General features: G+C 72.4%; 16 protein-coding genes. 4 read left to right on the forward strand and 12 right to left on the reverse strand.

Features of this window, described 5'->3' with window-relative positions; all coding sequences use genetic code 11:
• Positions 1 to 68: 68 nt before the first annotated feature.
• Positions 69 to 854: a hypothetical protein gene (locus AMO33_RS32535; protein ID WP_228788240.1), complete on the reverse strand. Its 786-nt coding sequence runs from the start codon at positions 852 to 854 to the stop codon at positions 69 to 71.
• Between AMO33_RS32535 and AMO33_RS09180 the strand changes: the two genes are divergently transcribed.
• Entirely contained in the window at positions 837 to 1,712 is an 876-nt protein-coding gene (locus AMO33_RS09180) for an LLM class F420-dependent oxidoreductase (protein WP_060591973.1), read from the forward strand. The genes AMO33_RS32535 and AMO33_RS09180 overlap by 18 nt on opposite strands.
• Here AMO33_RS09180 and AMO33_RS09185 read toward each other — a convergent pair.
• From AMO33_RS09185 to AMO33_RS09235, 11 genes are all read right to left on the reverse strand, one after another.
• Positions 1,709 to 2,920, reverse strand: coding sequence for a hydroxymethylglutaryl-CoA synthase (locus AMO33_RS09185; protein WP_060591974.1), 1,212 nt, complete (start codon positions 2,918 to 2,920; stop codon positions 1,709 to 1,711). The two genes, AMO33_RS09180 and AMO33_RS09185, sit on opposite strands and share 4 nt — an antisense overlap.
• Complete coding sequence (locus AMO33_RS09190) at positions 2,917 to 3,975, reverse strand: hydroxymethylglutaryl-CoA reductase (protein WP_082668627.1); 1,059 nt, start codon at positions 3,973 to 3,975, stop codon at positions 2,917 to 2,919. The genes AMO33_RS09185 and AMO33_RS09190 overlap by 4 nt, the downstream gene beginning before the upstream one ends.
• Positions 3,972 to 5,060, reverse strand: coding sequence for a type 2 isopentenyl-diphosphate Delta-isomerase (fni, locus tag AMO33_RS09195; RefSeq protein WP_060591976.1), 1,089 nt, complete (start codon positions 5,058 to 5,060; stop codon positions 3,972 to 3,974). The genes AMO33_RS09190 and fni overlap by 4 nt, the downstream gene beginning before the upstream one ends.
• Complete coding sequence (locus AMO33_RS09200) at positions 5,057 to 6,163, reverse strand: phosphomevalonate kinase (RefSeq protein ID WP_060591978.1); 1,107 nt, start codon at positions 6,161 to 6,163, stop codon at positions 5,057 to 5,059. Before AMO33_RS09200 ends, fni begins: the two co-directional genes overlap by 4 nt.
• Positions 6,160 to 7,200 (reverse strand): diphosphomevalonate decarboxylase, encoded by a 1,041-nt coding sequence (gene mvaD, locus AMO33_RS09205; protein WP_060591979.1) that lies wholly within the window; start codon positions 7,198 to 7,200, stop codon positions 6,160 to 6,162. Before mvaD ends, AMO33_RS09200 begins: the two co-directional genes overlap by 4 nt.
• Positions 7,197 to 8,180 (reverse strand): mevalonate kinase, encoded by a 984-nt coding sequence (mvk, locus tag AMO33_RS09210; RefSeq protein WP_060591981.1) that lies wholly within the window; start codon positions 8,178 to 8,180, stop codon positions 7,197 to 7,199. Before mvk ends, mvaD begins: the two co-directional genes overlap by 4 nt.
• Positions 8,177 to 9,043 carry a methyltransferase family protein gene (locus AMO33_RS09215; RefSeq protein WP_060591984.1) on the reverse strand — a complete coding sequence of 289 codons (867 nt, stop codon included), beginning with the start codon at positions 9,041 to 9,043 and terminating at the stop codon, positions 8,177 to 8,179. The genes mvk and AMO33_RS09215 overlap by 4 nt, the downstream gene beginning before the upstream one ends.
• The gene (locus tag AMO33_RS09220; RefSeq protein ID WP_060591986.1) at positions 9,034 to 10,047 is read right to left on the reverse strand and encodes a fatty acid desaturase; all 1,014 of its coding nucleotides are present in this window, start codon (positions 10,045 to 10,047) and stop codon (positions 9,034 to 9,036) included. The genes AMO33_RS09215 and AMO33_RS09220 overlap by 10 nt, the downstream gene beginning before the upstream one ends.
• Before the next feature lie 52 nt (positions 10,048 to 10,099).
• A complete protein-coding gene (locus tag AMO33_RS09225; protein ID WP_060591988.1) occupies positions 10,100 to 11,365 on the reverse strand; it encodes a hypothetical protein in 1,266 nt (421 codons plus the stop codon).
• Entirely contained in the window at positions 11,362 to 12,285 is a 924-nt protein-coding gene (locus AMO33_RS09230; protein WP_195006511.1) for a polyprenyl synthetase family protein, read from the reverse strand. Before AMO33_RS09230 ends, AMO33_RS09225 begins: the two co-directional genes overlap by 4 nt.
• 551 nt (positions 12,286 to 12,836) lie before the next feature.
• Positions 12,837 to 13,475, reverse strand: a complete 639-nt coding sequence (locus AMO33_RS09235; RefSeq protein WP_060591992.1) for a TetR/AcrR family transcriptional regulator — start codon at positions 13,473 to 13,475, stop codon at positions 12,837 to 12,839.
• 58 nt (positions 13,476 to 13,533) lie between these two features.
• On the opposite strand from AMO33_RS09235, the gene AMO33_RS09240 reads away from it, so the two are divergent.
• The 3 genes from AMO33_RS09240 to AMO33_RS09250 are packed head-to-tail and all read left to right on the forward strand — an operon-like array spanning position 13,534 to position 16,804.
• Complete coding sequence (locus AMO33_RS09240) at positions 13,534 to 14,487, forward strand: patatin-like phospholipase family protein (protein ID WP_060591995.1); 954 nt, start codon at positions 13,534 to 13,536, stop codon at positions 14,485 to 14,487.
• Positions 14,484 to 15,968, forward strand: a complete 1,485-nt coding sequence (locus AMO33_RS09245) for a flavin-containing monooxygenase (protein WP_060591997.1) — start codon at positions 14,484 to 14,486, stop codon at positions 15,966 to 15,968. The genes AMO33_RS09240 and AMO33_RS09245 overlap by 4 nt, the downstream gene beginning before the upstream one ends.
• Positions 15,965 to 16,804 carry an SDR family oxidoreductase gene (locus AMO33_RS09250; RefSeq protein ID WP_060591998.1) on the forward strand — a complete coding sequence of 280 codons (840 nt, stop codon included), beginning with the start codon at positions 15,965 to 15,967 and terminating at the stop codon, positions 16,802 to 16,804. The genes AMO33_RS09245 and AMO33_RS09250 overlap by 4 nt, the downstream gene beginning before the upstream one ends.
• Positions 16,805 to 16,811 lie beyond the last annotated feature (7 nt).

Raw genomic sequence — 16,811 nt, forward strand, 5'->3', positions numbered from 1 at the left:
CAGTGCGTCGAGCCTAGCCCCGGCAACCGCCCGGCAACGCCGAATCGAGGAAGACCGGAGGTTGCCGGTCAGTTCCCCTCGAGCCCCGCACCGTGATTCGGATTCGTGCAGATCGTCCCCTCACACGGCACCTGACCGCCGTCCCCGTTCGGGTTCGGCATCTCGGCACCACCGTTCTCCGCCGGATCCGGCCCCGCACCGTGATTCGGATTCGTGCAGATCGTCCCCTCACACGGCACCTGACCGCCGTCCCCGTTCGGGTTCGGCATCTCGGCACCACCGTTCTCCGCCGGATCCGGCCCCGCACCGTGATTCGGATTCGTGCAGATCGTCCCCTCACACGGCACCTGACTGCCGTCCCCGTTGGGGTTGGGCATCATCGGCACGGACGGCGCGGGCGGCGCCGGATTCGATCCCGGATTCGGCCCGGGCGCGGGATTCGGCTGCGACGCGCCGTGCTCGTCGTGCGGCGCCGCCGAGGTCGGGGCGGTCGGCGGCGGTGTGGACACCGATGTCGCGGTGACCGTGGTGCGGCTGGTGCCGGTCGTCGGGGTCGGCGACGAATCGTCCGAACATCCCGCGGCCAACACGCCCGCCAGCGCCACGGCGACGACCAGCTTCTTCATCGGAACCCTCCCCTTCAGGCGGCCGGTCGCCCGGCAGCCAAGCAATTGATCGGCAAATCTCCGGTCAGCGTAACGCCCATCCCGCGCGAATCCGGGGCACTCCGCTCCCGGCGCGCCCGAGCGGCCGAACATCGGCCGCTCGGACTTGTCTTGGAGTGCGCTCCAGGTCTTAGCGTGAAGGCACACGCTGACCGGCAACGAGGAGACCTCATGGAGCTCGGCTTCCATCTTCCGATCTTCGACATCGACGGCGGGACCTCCGCCATCGCGGGCGAACTGGCACGGGCGGGCGCGGCGGCCGAGGCCGCGGGAGCCACCTGGCTGTCGTTCATGGACCACTACTTCCAGATCGAGCCGACCGGCCTGCCCGCGGAGGCCAACATGTTGGAGGGCTACACCGCGCTGGGCTTTCTCGCCGCCCACACCGCCACGGTGGAGCTGGGCCTGCTGGTCACCGGGGTGACCTATCGCCATCCCGGCCTGCTGGCCAAGATCGTCACCACCCTCGACGTGCTCTCCGGCGGACGCGCGGTGCTCGGGCTCGGGGCGGCCTGGTACGAGCGCGAACACCGCGGGCTCGGCGTCGACTACCCGCCGCTGGCCGAGCGTTTCGAGCGCCTGGAGGAGACGCTGCGGATCTGCGCGCAGATGTGGGACCCGCAGAACAACGGCCCGTTCGAGGGCAAGCACTACCGCCTGGCGGAGACACTGTGCGCACCACAACCCCTGCACCGGCCGCGGGTGCTGATCGGCGGCGGCGGCGAGCAGAAGACGTTGCGGCTGGTGGCGCGTTACGGCGACGCCTGCAATCTGTTCGGCACCTCGCCGCAGGACGTCGAACACAAGCTGGACGTGCTGCGCAGGCACTGCGAGGCCGAGGGCCGCGACTACGACCGGATCCGCAAGACCATCCTGGCGAACAATCCCCGCCCCGCCCCGGAGACCCGCGACGAATTCGTCCGGGCGATGGCCGACTACGCGAAACTGGGCATCGACCAGGTGATCGTCACGCCGACGACCGGCTCCCCCGCGGCCTGGATCGAGGGCATGGCGCCGGCCGTGCCGCAGTTGGCCGACCTGGGCTAGTCCGCGCCTGCCTGGTCCACGGTGACCGGCAGCGGTTCGCGGGCCTCGTAGATCCGCTTGTGCCCGGAGATCGCCGCCAGCCGGAAGTGGCGACGGGTCTGGGCGGGGAGGGCGTGATACCGGCCGTCGGTCGGCGTGCCCGCTTCGTGCAGCGCCCGGTACTCGTCGTACCCGAGCGGCTCGCGGGTGGCGATCGCCGCGCGGGTCGCCTCGGTGCGCAGATGCCGCCGATAGCCGGGGACGACGACGCCGCCGAAGAACTCGGCGACGCTCCCGGACCCGTAGCTCACGAAGGCCAGCGGACGGCCGGACAGGTCGTCGGCGTGGTCGAGCAGCGACATCAGCCCGAGGTAGAGGGAGGCGGTGTAGCTGTTGCCGACGGTGCGGTTGTAGTGGGTGGTGTGCGCGACGGCGGACTCGATCGCGTCGGGGTCCGCGCGGTGGCCCTGGCTTTCGAGCAGGTGTCGGTGGGCTTTGTAGGCCATCCTGGTGAACGGCTGGTGGTAGCAGAAGGCCGCGAACTCGCCGAGGTCGCGCCCGCCCCGGCGCCGGTAGTCGCTCCACGCCTCCTGCGCGGCCTTCTGATAGGCGTTGACCGAGGTCTTGCCGTCCACCAGCGCGGCACTGCGGTAGTTGGGCCGCCAGAAGTCCATGATGTCGGCACTATAGAGCCCCGAGGGCATTTCGAACGCCACGATGCCCGGATCCGCGGTGACCAGCATCGCGACCGCGGCGGCGCCCTGGGTCGGCTCGCCGGGGCTGTCCAGGTCGTACTTCGCGACGTCGGCGGCGATGACGAGCACCCGTTGCGCCGGGTCGCGCGCGATCAGGCCGGCGGCGAACTGAAGCCCGGCGGTGCCGCCGTAGCAGGCCTGTTTGAGTTCCACCACCCGCGCGGAATTGGGCAGCCCGATCAGCGGATGCAGGTACAGGCCGGCCGATTTCGACTGGTCCACCCCGCTTTCGGTGGCCAACAGCACGGTCCGGATGTCCTCGGCGCCGTGCCGCTCGAGCACCGGCGCGGCCGCGGCCGCGGCGAGGGTGACGACGTCCTCGTCGGCGGCGGCGACGCTCATCGTCTCCTGGCCGATGCCCAGGCGGAACTTGTCGACGTCGACGCCGAGGCGGTCGGCGAGCAGGACGTGATCCAGGGCGTAATGGGTGGTGGCGAAGCTGAGGTCGTGGATTCCGACCGCGGTGGTGGTCATGGCTGTACTCCAGTGCTCGTGGTCGACCGTTCGAATCGGGTGTGGGAGCGCATCAGTTCGCCGCGGTTGGTCTGCGCGGCCAGCAACGACAATTCCCCGCACAGCACGGCCGCCGCGGCGATCACGGCCAGGCGCCGGGCGTTCTCGCCGTCGGAGCGTTCGTCCCGGCAGCCGAGCCGGGTCAGGACCTCCTCGACGAAACCGTGGTGCTTGCCGTTGCCCACGGTCCCGACGACGAGATTGGGCAGCGTGCAGGAGAAGTAGAGATTCCCGTCGCGGTCCTCGGCGTGGGTGACGCCCTGTGAGCCCTCCACGATGTTGGCCGCGTCCTGACCGGTGGCCAGGTAGAAGGCGAGCAGCATGTTCGCGTAATGGGCGTTCGCCGAACGGATTCCGCCCGCCAGCAGGGTGCCGATCAGGTTCTTGCGGATGTTCAGTTCCACCACCTGCCGGGCGGTGGTGTGCAGCCGTTGTCCGACCACCTCGGCGGGGATCAGGATCTCGGTCACCACGTTCTTGCCCCGGCCGAGGATGCCGTTGACCGCGGTGGCCTTCTTGTCGGTGCAATAGTTGCCCGACACCGAGACGTGGCGCAGGCCGGGCACGGTCGCCACGATGTGGTCCATCAACCGGTCGGCCGCCAGCGTGGCCATGTTGTGGCCCGCGGCGTCACCGGTGCTGAACGCGAACCGCAGGAACAGCAGGTTCCCGGCGATCTGATGGTGCAGGTCGAGCAACCGCGCGTAACGGCTGCTGGCCTCGGTCACCCGCTGGAGTTCGGCGAACCGGCCGGTCAGGCCGCGCACGGCCACGAGCGCGGTGTAGGCGTCGTCGGCTTCGAACAGCACCGAGCGGGTCATCCGGTCGTCGATCACCGTCGCCTGCACGCCGCGCTCGGTGAGGGTGGTGACGCGCGCGCCCCGGCCCACCGAGGGCCACAGCGGTGACTCGTAGGTGGCCAGCGGCACCTCGACGGCATCGTCGACGACGGCGCCGGTGATGCGCACCGGCCCCACCCAGCGCAGTGGGACCGCCGCATACGACAGGTCGTTCACAGGAGACTCCTTCGTTCCGAGGGGTGCCACCAGTGGCTGCGATGGGCGTAGGCGGCGGCGTCGATGCCGCGCAGCCGGCAGAACGCGGCCACCTCGCCGGTGATCAGCAGGTCACAGCGGCGCAGGTCGGCGGGGGTGGCGGCGCCGAGCACGGTGGCGATGCTGCGCAGTTGATCGAGCCAGGCGCGGATGGTCTCGATCAGTCCCTCGGCGCCGCGGTCGAGCAGCGTCGCGAGGAACCGGCCCGCGACACCGGTCGCGTCGGCGCCCAGGGCCAGTGCCTTGGCGACGTCGAGGGGCGAGCGGATGCCGCCGGAGGCGACGAGCGCGATGCCGGTGACCTCCGCGCTGTCGAGCAGGCAGGCGGGCGTGGACTGGCCCCAGGTGTCGAGGAAGGAGAAGTCCGCCGCCGGGCGCCGGTCGTTCTCGATGCGGGCGAAGTTCGTGCCGCCCCGCCCACCGACGTCGGCGACGGCGACCCCGGCATCGCGCAACCAGGCGACGGTCGGGCGGCTGAGCCCGAACCCGACCTCCTTGACGATCACCGGCACCGGCACGCCCGCCGCGAGGTGCTCGATGCGGCGCGGCCAGGACCGGAAGGACCGGTCCCCCTCCGGCATCACGATCTCCTGCACCGCGTTGAGGTGGATCTGCAGGGCGTCGGCCGCGAGCAGGTCGACGGCCCGGCGCGCCTGATCCAGCGTCGCCGTCGCGTTGACGTTGGCGATGACGACACCGTGCGGGTTCTCCTCCCGCAGCACGCGGAAGCTGCCCGCCAGGCCAGGGTCGCGGAAGTAGGCACTCAGTGAGCCGGAGGCGACCGGCAGGCCCGTCTCGCGGGCGGCGATCGCCAGCCCGCGGTTGATGTCCGTGGCCGCCGCGCTGCCGCCGGTCATCGCGTTGATGAACAACGGTGTTTCCCATCGCTTTCCGGCGATGTCGACGCCGAGGTCGACGTCGGCGGCGTCGATGCCCGCCAGGGCGTGGTGCTGGAACCCGATCGCGTCGAAGTCGTTGACCGGGGTCCGGTCGCGGTGCTGGTCGACGGCGTGACGGACGTGGTCGTCCTTGCGGTTGCTGCTCATGTGTCCGCCTCCTGCCGTGGGTGGGGGCGCACCGTCAGCGGCTCGATGCCCGCGGCTCGCCACCGGTCGGCGAGTTCGGCCAGCGCCGCGGTGTCGGCGGGGTCGAGGAAGGCGATGCCGCAGTCGCCGCCACCGGCGCCCGACGGTTTGGCGGCGGCGCCGACCGCGTCCCCCGCGGCGCACAGCGCGCGCAGCCGGGGCGTCATGATGCCCGCGCGGGCGACGCTGTCCAGGTGGACGAGAAGCTCACGGGCACGCAGGATTCCGGCGTGCACGGCGCCCGGCTCGTCCGCCTCGAGCGCCCGGGCCAGGGCGCGCACGCACTCCTCGGTGGCGGCCACGAAGGCGCGGTAGTCCCCGGCGCGGCGGTCGCGGCCCCGGCGCACCGACCGAACCAGTCCCGGCGTGGCAACGGGTGTGCCGGTCCAGCCCACCCGCAGCGCCGATCGCGCGGGCGGCGGCAGCCGGTGCACCGACAGCCCCGGCCACGGCCTGCTCAGCAGCTCGGTCACGCTCCGGGTGGCGAGCGTCTCCGACACCCACCGCCGATCCGGCGAGCCGTAGACGAGCCAACCGCCCCAGGTGCTCGCCGCCACGTCGCCACCGGACGCGGCCGGATCGACCGACAGGGTGGCCAGCATCGCCAGCCGGTACCGGTCCATCCGGCTCAGGCCCAGCCGGTGGAAGCGCCCGAGCGCCGCGACGGTCGCCGCGGTCACCGCCGCGCTGGCCCCGAGCCCGAACTTGCGGCCGGACCGGTCGGCGAGATCGGCGGTGACGGCGACCCGGCAGGGCAGCACCGGATGTCCGCGTTCGATCAGCAGCCGTTCGACGACCGCCGCGGCGGCGAAGACGTACGCCAGCTCCGCGGGCGGGCGCGCCCGCCCGTTCGCCGGAACCAGTCCCGTGCCGGCACGGCGGCAGGCCAGCTGCACCCCCTGCCCGAGGTCGGTGCACAACGTGACGGCCGCGTCGGTGTGGCTCGCGCGCACCGTGGCGGTGGCGTACCGGTCCACCGCGGTCAGGATCGCGTGGCGGCCCGGATCGACGACGGCGTACTCGCCCGCGACGAACAACTTGCCGGGTGCCCGTTCGCTGATCACCGCCCACCCCCGACGGTCACCGCGACACCGGGGCCGGCGTAGCCGATCCGGGTGGTCACGAAATCACCGACCGCCCGCACCGCCGAGGCCACTCGCGCCGCGTCGGCGCGCGCGCACAGGATCTTCACGTTCGGTCCGGCGTCCATGGTTGCGTAGGCGGGCACCCCCTCGGCGCGCAGCGCGAGCACCCGGTCCAGGACCGCGAGCGAATGCGGGGAGAGATAGCGGATCGCGGGCCGGGCGGCCAGCATGGTGGCGTGCATGCCCAGCGCGTTGCGCTCGGCGATCTCGCCGACCTCGGCCAGATCGCCGCGCGCCAGCGCGGCGCGCATCCGGGTCAGGTCGGTCGCCGAGGAGGCCGCCCAGGCCCCGTACAGCGGTGAGGTCGCGCGCGTGCGTCGCATCGCCTCCCGGCTGGACACGGCCTTGGCGGCCGCGTCCACGACGGCGACCACCAACGCCGGGTCGAGCCCGCCGTCCTCGACCGGCTCCGCGTAGGAACCGAGATCCCCGGCTTCGCCGAGCCCCTCGCCCGCGTGCCACACCGCGAAGCCGCCGAAGATCGACCGGCAGGCCGAGCCGGACCCGCGGCGGGCGAGCCGCGAGAGCGAGCGGGCGTCGCGGTCGAGCCCGAACACGGTCGCCGCGGCCGCCGCCAGTGCCGCGAATCCGCTGGCGGAGGAGGCCAATCCGGCGCCGGTCGGTCCGCTGTTGACCGAGATCACCATGACGCGGTCGGCGCGGCCCGCGCGGGCACGCACCAGATCGAGGAACCCCACGACCCGGGCCAGAGCCGGACCGGAGGCCGGTTTCCCGTCGAGGGTCACGATGTCGGCGGGTCCGTCGATGAGCGCGACCGCCGTGGTGGTCGGGAAGATGTTCACGGTCAGCGACAGACTGGCGGTCACCGGCAGGACGGCGGTCTCGTCGCGCTTGCCCCAGTACTTGATCAGCGCGATGTTCGGATGGGCCACGGCGACCGCCTCGTCGGCGCGGGCCGCGGCGAGGTCGGCGTTCAGGTGGGGTGAGAGAGTCATGACCACGTCCTTCGGATCGGGACCGTCCAGGTCCGCACGGCTCCGGCCCGGCGAAGCGCCGCACCGACCGTGGCGGCGGCGCGGCCGGGTTCGGTGAGGGCGAGCACGCAGCCGCCGAGTCCGGCGCCGGTGAGCTTGGCGCCGTGCGCGCCTGCCCCGAGTGCGGCGGCGACGAGGGCGTCGGTGCGCGGGTGACCGACGCCGAGGGCGCCGAGCAGCTCGTGGAACGCCAGCAGCGTGCGGCCCAGCGCGGTACCTCGTCCTTCGCTCAGGGCCGCCATCGCCGTGGCGGCGAGTTCGGTGGCCCGGCCGAGGATGCGTCGAGCACCGATGGTGTCGCCGTTCAAGGTTTTCCCGGCGACGGCCACCGCCTGCTGGGTGGCGCCGGGCACGCCGCTGTCGGCGAGCACCAGCGCCGCGTCGAGTGCGACGGCCAGCGGCTCGGCGGCCCCGGCCTGGAACCGGATCGGCCCGGTCGCCAGGATCGCGCGCGCGTCCACGCCGCTGGCCCGGCCGTGGGCGACCTGTTCGCCGCACTGCACCAGTTCGTACAGGGTGTCGGCGTCGAGGGACCGGCCGTAGAGGTCGGCGACCGCCCGGACCGCGGCGGCGGCGTCGGCGGCGCTGGAGCCGAGGCCGCGGGCCGGTGGAATCGTCCGGTGCAGGACGATGTCGACGGTCTCGTGGTCCAGATCCCACCGGTGCAGTGCCGCACCCACCGCCACCTGCGGACCGCACACCGCAGGCGTTCCGGCGCCGACGGTCAGGCGCGACAGGTGCGCGTCCGGTTGCCCGGGACCGGGAGGGCGGTGCTGCGCGCGAAAGGCACTGGCGCGCACCGGTAATGCCGGTATCGGTACCGCGAGGGCGGGCGTCCCGTGCACCACGGTGTGCTCGCCGAGCAGGATCGCCTTGGCGTGGGCGCGTCCGGCGCCCACCTCGCCGGGGGCACCGGCCCCGGGTTCGCGCGGACCGGTCATGTCGATTCCTCTCCCCCGACGCGCCCCGCACCGCCGGCGAGCCCCGCCCCGAGCGGGCGGGCCCGGCGCAGTCGTGCGCGCGCGGCCGGGCCGAGCGGCGAGGGGAAGAACGCCGGCACCGCGGTCGCGTAGTCCCGGTAGGCGGCACCGAAGCGCGCCGACAGGTCTCGCTCCTCCAAGATCGTGCCCAGCACGATGTAGCCGGTCAGCCCCACCGCCCACAACAGGTGCCCGAGGGTGAGGGTGCTCGCGCACCAGAAACTGAGCAGCAGCCCGGTCATCAGCGGATGACGCACCAGCCGGTAGGGCCCGTGTACCTGCAACCGGTCGGCGGTGGCGTCCGGGACCTGCCGGACGTAGTGCCGGTAGGCCTGACCGAGGCCCAGCAGGTGGAAGTGATCCAACAACAGGGTCGCGACGTAGACCAGCACGAAACCGAGCCAGAACCCGGCGTCGAGCGCCGCGCCGACCGCGCCGTGGGCCGACCAGATCGGCTGCGGCAGCGGCTGCCAGCCCAGGCAGACCACCCACACCACCGCACTGGCCGCGACCACATAGACCGTGCGCTCGAGCGGCTCGGGCACCCAGCGGATGACCACCGCCTTGACCGCGGGCCGGGCCATCGCGGAATGCTGTAGCCCGAACAGGGCGAGCAGCCCCAGGTCGATCGGGACGGCCCACGCGGCCGGCAGGTGCGCGCCGCTGTCGACCGTCTTGGGCAGCCACCAGCCACCGGCGAACAACAGCAGCAGGGGCACGGTGACGCCGGCGAAGGCGTATCCGGCGAAGGCGAGCAGGAGCGGGACGAGCCGTCGGCGGTCGGCGAGCGCGCCCCGAACCTGTTGTGCGAGAGTCAGATCCATGCGAACCAGGGCAGCAGCCGGGAACGGACGCGGCCCTCCTCCATGCGCTTGTCCAGCTTGGCCTTCCACCGCTGCCCGTAGGGCACGTCGAGGAAACCGTCCGGAACCACCAGCCGCCACGCCGAATTCAAGGTCATCCAGTAGGGCACGATGACGCCGGGTTCCACCTGCCGCATGAAATCGAGCTTGTCCGGGATCTGGCTCCAGTGGATGCCGGGGTAGCGGTGGTGCACGCTGTGGTAGCCCTGGTTGAAGATGAAGAAGTTGAGCCAGTTGCCCGCGGTGTTGAGCGATTTGCTCGGGTCGTCCTCGAAGCCGCGTGCCGGCGCGTGCGTCAGCCAGGCGAAGTAGCCGGAGTTGACCTGGGTGACGGCGAACGGAATCCAGTAGAAGAGCGCGAAGCGCGCGCCGCCTGCCGCATACCAGGTGAGCGCCACCAGCGCCAGGACGATGGTGAGGTCGAACACGAACTGGTGACGGCGGATTCGTTGTTTGGCCGTCGCGTCGGCGGCGAAGATCGTCCGGATGGTGTGCCGTTTGACGATGGTGCCGTACCGGATCCAGTACCAGATCGCGCCGAGCCCGCGCTCGCGCCCCTCGGTGGAGGTGACGTCACCGGGGCCGTCGTTGTAGCGGTGGTGGTTGAGGATGTGCACCTCTCGCATCTCGGCGGCGGTGAGCAGTGCGGGCATGCAGCAGAACAGGTCGACCACCCGGTTGAGCCGCTTGGACACGAACAGCGGCCGGTGCGTGTGCATGTGCAGTACGCCGATGGTGAGCGAGAAATTCAGCAGGGTGAGCGTGACGATCAGCGGCACGGCCACATACCAGGTCGTGGCGATGGGAGCGAACAACCCGAAGGCCAGCAACCCGACCCAGGCCACGACATGCAGCAGCGGGCCGAGATTGGCCGGATGCTCGAGTTTGAACACGCGGCGGCTGAACGGGATCGGGGCGGACGGAGACGAGGAGCGCGGGCTGGGGCGCGGGGTGACGGTGCTCATGGGAGGACCTCCTTGGATGGGGTGGTGGCGAGCCGAGCGGGCGGGTGGGTGCTTATGTGCTGCCTCCTCCGGTGTGCTGGGCGGCGAGTTGGAATCGAACGGCCAGCTGGCGCATCGCCTCGACGTCACCGGGGGCGATCCGCTCGAGCGCGCCGAAGGCCAGGTGGTCGGCGATCATCATCCGGCGCGCCTGCGCGGCGGGCACTCCGCCGGTGAGGCGGTCGGGCGGCAGCGCCTCGACCAGGGCGAAGGCGGTGCCGACCACCAGCGGTCCGAGCGTGTGGGCCGTCGGACGATGGTCCAGCGCGGCGAGCATCGGCGGGGCGTCGCCGGCGGGCTCGGTGAGTTCGGGAGCCGCGTCGAGCACCAGGTGGATCGCGCGGTCGACGCTGCCCAGCATCCGGTTCTGCATGCGGTCCCAGTAGCCGGGCGCGGCGGCGGCGAGCACGGCGGCGGGCAGCCGGAGCCGGCGCGGGTAGGGCGGTGCCGCGCCCGCGGCCGAGCACAGGAAGGCCGTGGTGGTGATCGCCAGATAGGCCATACCGGCCCGGGCGCTCAGGCCGGGGGTCCGCGGGCCGAGCGTGCCCAGCAACGCGAGACTGCCCAGCGCGGGCGACAACACCCGCAGCAGCACCGTGCGGGTCAGGTCGGCGCGATCGGCCGCGCCGTAGAGCGCCAGCTCGCCGTCGCGCAGGTCGTTGGCCAACTGCGCGGTGATGCCGACGCACTCGGCCAGCTCGCGCAGCTCATCGTCGGCATAGGCCGCTCCGGCCACCAGCTCGCACGCGTGGTGGATGACGCGGCCGAGCACGCCCGCGCCGTAGGCGGTTCGCGGCAGCGGGGTGGCCAGGTTGCGGGCCATCACGGCGGCGACGTCGTCGAGCAGGGCGGCGACGCGCGCCCGGCCCGGCGCGGGCAACGCGCCGACGAGGAGCCGGATGTCGGGTGCGCGCTCGGCGAGCACGAGGTCGACCGCCTCGCTGTCACGGTCGGCGACGGCGCGCAACGGCGGTGGGGCGGTGTCGGTGCGGCCGCCGAGATAGCCCGCCGCCGCGAGCACGGCCGCGCCCGCGTGCGGACGGTCCATCAGGTCCTCGTAGGCGTCGAGCACCCGGCAGGCCAGCAGCGCGGCGGTCGCTTCGGCGCGCTGGCCCGCGGGCAGCAACCCGACGGCCAGGCCGAGATTCCGGCCGGCCGGAATCAGCGCTCGCGCGGCCAGTTCCGCCGGTGTGGCCGCCGCGCGCAGCGCCGCCAGATCGGGCGCGCGCCGCAGCCGGCGGAGTCCGTGGACCAGGGGGCCGAGCCGTCCGGCGGTCACCGGGTCACCACCCGCACCGCGAGCCGGTCCAGGTGCTCCTTGGCCGGGGAGAGCGGGAACGCCGCCAGCGCCCGCCGCGCCGCCTCGGCGGTGGCGACGGCGTGGGCCCGCGCCCTCGCGATCGCGCCGCTGTCCGCCAGCGCGGATTGCAGGACGCCGGTGGGGGTGGCCGGGTCCAGCCAGAGATCGACCGCCGCCCGTTGCTCGGCCAGCCATTCGATGACCGGCCAGGTGGGCACCCGGCGGTCGAGGTCGCCGCAGGCGTCCTTCCCCAGCCCGGGCCCGCCGTCGACGTCGCGCACGTCGTCCATCACCTGGAAGGCGAAGGCGAGCCGCTCGGCGTAGTCCATCAGATCGCGCAGCCGGTCGTGCTCGAGGGCGCCCGCCGTGCCACCGTAGGCGCAGGCCAGTCGGAACAACGTGCCGGTCTTCGCGGCGGCGACGCGGGCGTAGTGGCCGCGCAGGGCGCGGTGGTCGACGGTGGGCGGGATGGTCTCGACGAGCTGGCCGAGCGACAGGTCCGACAATCGGTCCAGGTAGGTCACTCCGGCGGCCGTGCCGACGGTCCCGAAGGCCGCCGGGTTGTCGGCGATCACCCGTGCCAGCACCTGAAGTGCTTTACCGGCGAGGTGGAATCCCGCGCGGGCCGCCCGCCGGACACCGAACGCGGCGGGCACCGACGGCGCGTCGCGACGCAGCGGCGACCCGTCACAGATGTCGTCGTGCACCAGGGACGATTCATGGAACATCTCCCAGACGCAGGCGATGTCGAGGGCGTCGTGCACCGGCGCCGCGTCCGGCGACGGGATCAGCTGGGCGCAGGCCAGGGCCAGACCGGCCCGTACCCGTTTACCCGGCGCGGTGAGGATGTGGCGATAGATGTCGTCGAATTCGCCTCCGGTGAGCAGGATCTCGCGCATCCGGCGATCCACCTGGCCGATCTGCTCGGCGATCGGCGAGCACGGCCGCAGCAGCGAACCCTCGTTCGCGCGCGTGGGTGCCGGATGGTCGGCGGATCCCTCCGGACGGGGCCGCGCGATGTCGATATCCTGTTGTCGCGCAACGTTTTCCGAGTAGGGAACGACGGCGACACCGCGGGTGCGGGTGGAATGTGGAGTGGGACCAGGTGCTGACGGCAGCGCGGCATTGTCCATGGCAGGATTCCCCTAGCGATGATCACGAGACAACGGATCGGCGACAGCGCGGGACGAGCGGGTGGGGTGTGGTGCGCGAATGTGCGATCGATCCGGATCGGATGACGGCGGCGTCACCCGAGCTGACCTCGAACTTCGGTGGTCGAACGACCGTCCTCAGGTTAACGGTCCAGCGGGCGGGTCCACCAGGGGTCTTGGACGAACTCCGAAGAAGACCGCGGGCGGCTGGCCTATCTCACAGGGCCGTTACGTGGACACCGACCGGCCCTCGGAGTTATTCGGTCGAATCGATGAAAACTACAGTGAGACAGTAATTCTCAAGGCTTCGCAGCATCGGGGGCGACGGACCGTCCGGCCGGGCGAGTCGCCGCGCCGGTGAGCAGCTCCCGCAGGGCGTCCACGATCGGCGTCACCGGAACCTCCGGGTCGAACGCGCGCTGCACGCCGAGGCCGATACCCAGCGAGAGCAGTCGCACGGCGGCGTCGTGAGCCGGAACGGCCAGGGTGACGCCGAATTCCCGGGCCTGCTGATCGATGAGTTCGGCCAGGGTGTCGGTGATCTCCCGCCGCCGCACCGCGAGTTCCTCCCGCAGGTCGTCGAGATGCCGTGTGCCGATGGCGAATTCGACCTCGACGGTGAGCCAGCCCACGTCACCGATGTTCTCCTCGGCCCACCGCCCGAAAGCGGCGATGCGGGCGTCGAGGGTGTCGGCGCCGAGCACGGCGGCGGCCAGGCTGAGCACGCGCGCCAGCCGGATCCGCTCGAGCACCGCGAGACCCAGCTCGTGTTTGGTGGCGAAGTTCGAGTAGACCGCGCCCTTGGAGAAGCCCGCCCGCGCGGCCACCTTGTCCAGCGAGGTCACCGTGTAGCCGTTGGCCAGGAACATCTCCTCGGCGGTCTCGACCAGGCGCTCACGGGTGCGCGCGTGCGCCTCCTTGCGGGTCAGCCTGGTCATGCGCCGATCCTAGCAATGGGCTACCCAAGGAATCCGGATACCGCTAGTATCCGAAATTGTGACGACACGACGAGCTCTGGCCATCGGCTGCGGTGGCACCCTCGGCTTCGCCTGGACGGTGGTCGCGCTGCGCGCCGTCGAGCAGGCCCTGGACTGGGACGCCCGCACCGCCGAGGTGCTGCTCGGCACCTCCGCCGGCGCCGAACTGGTGGCCGCGCTCGGCGCGGGCCGCACGCCACGGGACCTGCTGGCGGCACTGGACGGCACACCCGACGCCGACCCGATGTTGCTGCGCCACTACGCGTTCCATCCCGGTGCGCTGCCGCCCCTGCCCGCACCGGCGCTGCCTGGCCTCGGGCTGATCCGCGGCGCACGCCGCGCCGGGTCACCGTACGGCGCGCTGGCCGGCCTGCTGCCCCGCGGGCGCGGCGACGCCGGCTGGCTGCGCGAGTACGGCGCCGCGCTGGCCGGACCGGACGGCTGGGTGACGCACCCGGACACCTGGCTCGTCGCGGTCGACACCGCCACCGGCGCCCGCACCGCCTTCGGCAGCCCGGACGCGCCGCGGGCCGAGCTGGGGGCGGCGATCGCGGCGTCGTGGGCGATTCCCGGCTGGTTCCCGCCGGTGCGGATCGGCGGGCGCGACTACCTCGACGGCGGCGCGCTGTCGTCGGTGTCGGCGGATCTGCTGGCCTCCCGCGACCTGGACGAAGTCGTCGTGATCGCCCCCATGACCAGCGCGAACGGCGCGCCCGCCCGCGGTGTCGACCGCCTGGAGCGACTGTTGCGCGCACCGATGACCCGCGGCCTGGATGCTGAGATCGCCCGATTGCGGGCGGCGGGCATCCGGGTGGTCCGGGTCGAACCCACCGCCGCGGATCTGGCCGCGATGGGCCCGAACTTCATGGACGTCACCCGCAGGCCCGCCACCCTGGCGGCCGCGCGGCGCACCACCCCCGGCCTGGTCGCCGACGCGATCCTGGCCGCCGACCGAGCGGGAGCAGCCGCATGAGCCGACATCACGAGGTGATCGTCGTCGGCGCGGGCGTGTCCGGCGTCTGCGCGGCGGTCGAGTTACGTCGCGCCGGTGTGTCCGACGTGCTCGTCCTGGAGAAGGCCGAGACCTACGGCGGCACCTGGCGGGCCAACACCTATCCCGGGTGCGCCTGCGACGTGCCCTCCGGCCTGTATTCGTACTCGTTCGCGCCGAATGCCGAATGGTCGCGGCTGTTCGGCACCCAACCGGAAATCCTCGACTACGTCGGGCGGGTCGCGCGCGAGCACGGCCTGGACGCGATCACCCGCTTCGGCGTGGAGATGCTCGACGCGCGATGGGACGCGACGGATCGACGGTGGCGGGTGCGGACGAACGCGGGCGAATTCAGCGCCACCTTCCTGGTGGCGGCGGCCGGTCCGTGGAACGAGCCCAAGATCCCCGGCGTGCCCGGCCTGGACGAATTCCCCGGCGAGGTCTTCCATTCCGCGCGCTGGAACCACGACTACGACCTGCGCGGCAAGCGGGTGGCGGTGATCGGCAGCGGCGCCTCGGCCGTGCAGTTCGTGCCGCAGATCCAGCCGCGGGTGGCCGCGCTGCACCTGTTCCAGCGGACCGCGCACTGGGTACTGCCCAAGCTGGACCATCCGGTGCCCGAACTCGAGAAGCAGCTGATGCGCCGGGTGCCGTTCGCCCACACGGCCCTGCGCGGCCTGGAGTACGCCGTGATGGACGGCGTGGTCGGTACGGCCTTCCACCGGCCCAAGCCGCTCATGCACGGCTTGCAGGCGATCGGACGCGCCTATCTGCGCCTGGCGGTGCCCGATCCGGAGCTGCGCCGCAAGCTCACCCCCGGCTATCTGCTCGGCTGCAAACGAATCCTGTTCTCCAACAACTACCTCCAGTCCCTCACCCGCCCGAACGTGGCGGTGCATGCCACCGCGGTGGACCGGATCGACGGCTCGACCGTCGTCGGCGCCGACGGCAGCGCGGCCGAGGTGGACGCCGTCATCCTCGGCACCGGCTTCCACATCCTCGACATGCCGCTGGCCGATCTGGTGCACGGCGTCGACGGCCGCAGCCTCGCCCAGCACTGGGGCGGCTCCCCCGAGGCCTATCGGGGAACGGTGGTGTCGGGCTTCCCGAACCTGTGCATCATGCTCGGTCCCAGCCTCGGCACCGGGCACTCCTCGGCGTTCACCATCGCCGAAGCACAGGTCGCCTTCCTGGTGCGGGCGGTGACCACCGCCCGGCGGGAAGGCTGGTCCAGTTTCGAGGTGCGGCCGCGGGCGCAGGCGGACTACGTCGACCGGGTGCAGGCCGCACTCGGCGGCACCGCCTACAACGCCGACTCCTGCCGCAGCTACTACATCGACGCCAACGGCCGCAACAGTTTCAGCTGGCCGTGGTCCACCGGCAGGCTGGTGCGCACGGTGAGCCGGTTCGATCCCGCGGACTTCACCGTCACCGTCGCCGACGACATCGAGGTGCCCGCATGAGCCGCTACCCGGCCATCGACGTGCGCGGCGCGCTGGTCGCGGTCACCGGCGCGGGCCGGGGTATCGGGGCCGCGACCGCCCGCGCGTTCGTCGAGGCGGGCGCGCACGTCGCGCTCGGCGACCTGGACGCCGACGCGGCCGCCGCCACCGCCGCCGGTCTCGGCCCGCTCGCCGGCGCGCACCCCCTCGACGTCACCGACAAGTGGTCGTTCGCGGCCTTCCTCGCCCACGCCGAGAGCCGTCACGGCCGCCCGCTCGACATCCTGGTCAACAACGCGGGCGTGATGCCCAACGGCCCGTTCCTGGACCAGGACGAGGACCTCGACCGGCTCACCATGGAGGTCAACGTCTTCGGGCTCGTGCACGGGATGCGCCTGGCGCTGCCCGGCATGGTCGAGCGCGGCCGCGGCCACATCGTCAACGTGTGCTCGCTGGCCGGGAAATTCCCGCTCGCGGGCCTGGCGATGTACAACGCGAGCAAGTACGCCGCCGTCGGGCTCACCGCCGCCACCCGCCTGGAACACGCCGACACCGGCGTCAGCATCACCGCCGTCCTGCCCAGCGCGGTACGCACCGAACTCTCGGCGGGCATCGACTACGGCGTACTGCCCGCCGTCGACCCCGAAGACGTCGCCGCCGCCATCGTCGGCACCGTCGCCAGCCGGGCGGCCGAGGTCGCCGTCCCCGGCTACCTCGGCCCCGCCGCCGACGCCGCCACACTCGTCCCGGAACGCGTGATGCGGGTCCTGCGCAGGCTCGCCGGCGACGACGCGGCGATCACCCGGGTGGACACGGCGATCCGCAGCGCCTACGTCGAGCGGATCAGGCGGAGGTAGCGCGGCG

Origin of the sequence: Nocardia farcinica, from assembly GCF_001182745.1 — a bacterium.
Classification (GTDB): Bacteria; Actinomycetota; Actinomycetes; order Mycobacteriales; family Mycobacteriaceae; genus Nocardia; species Nocardia farcinica.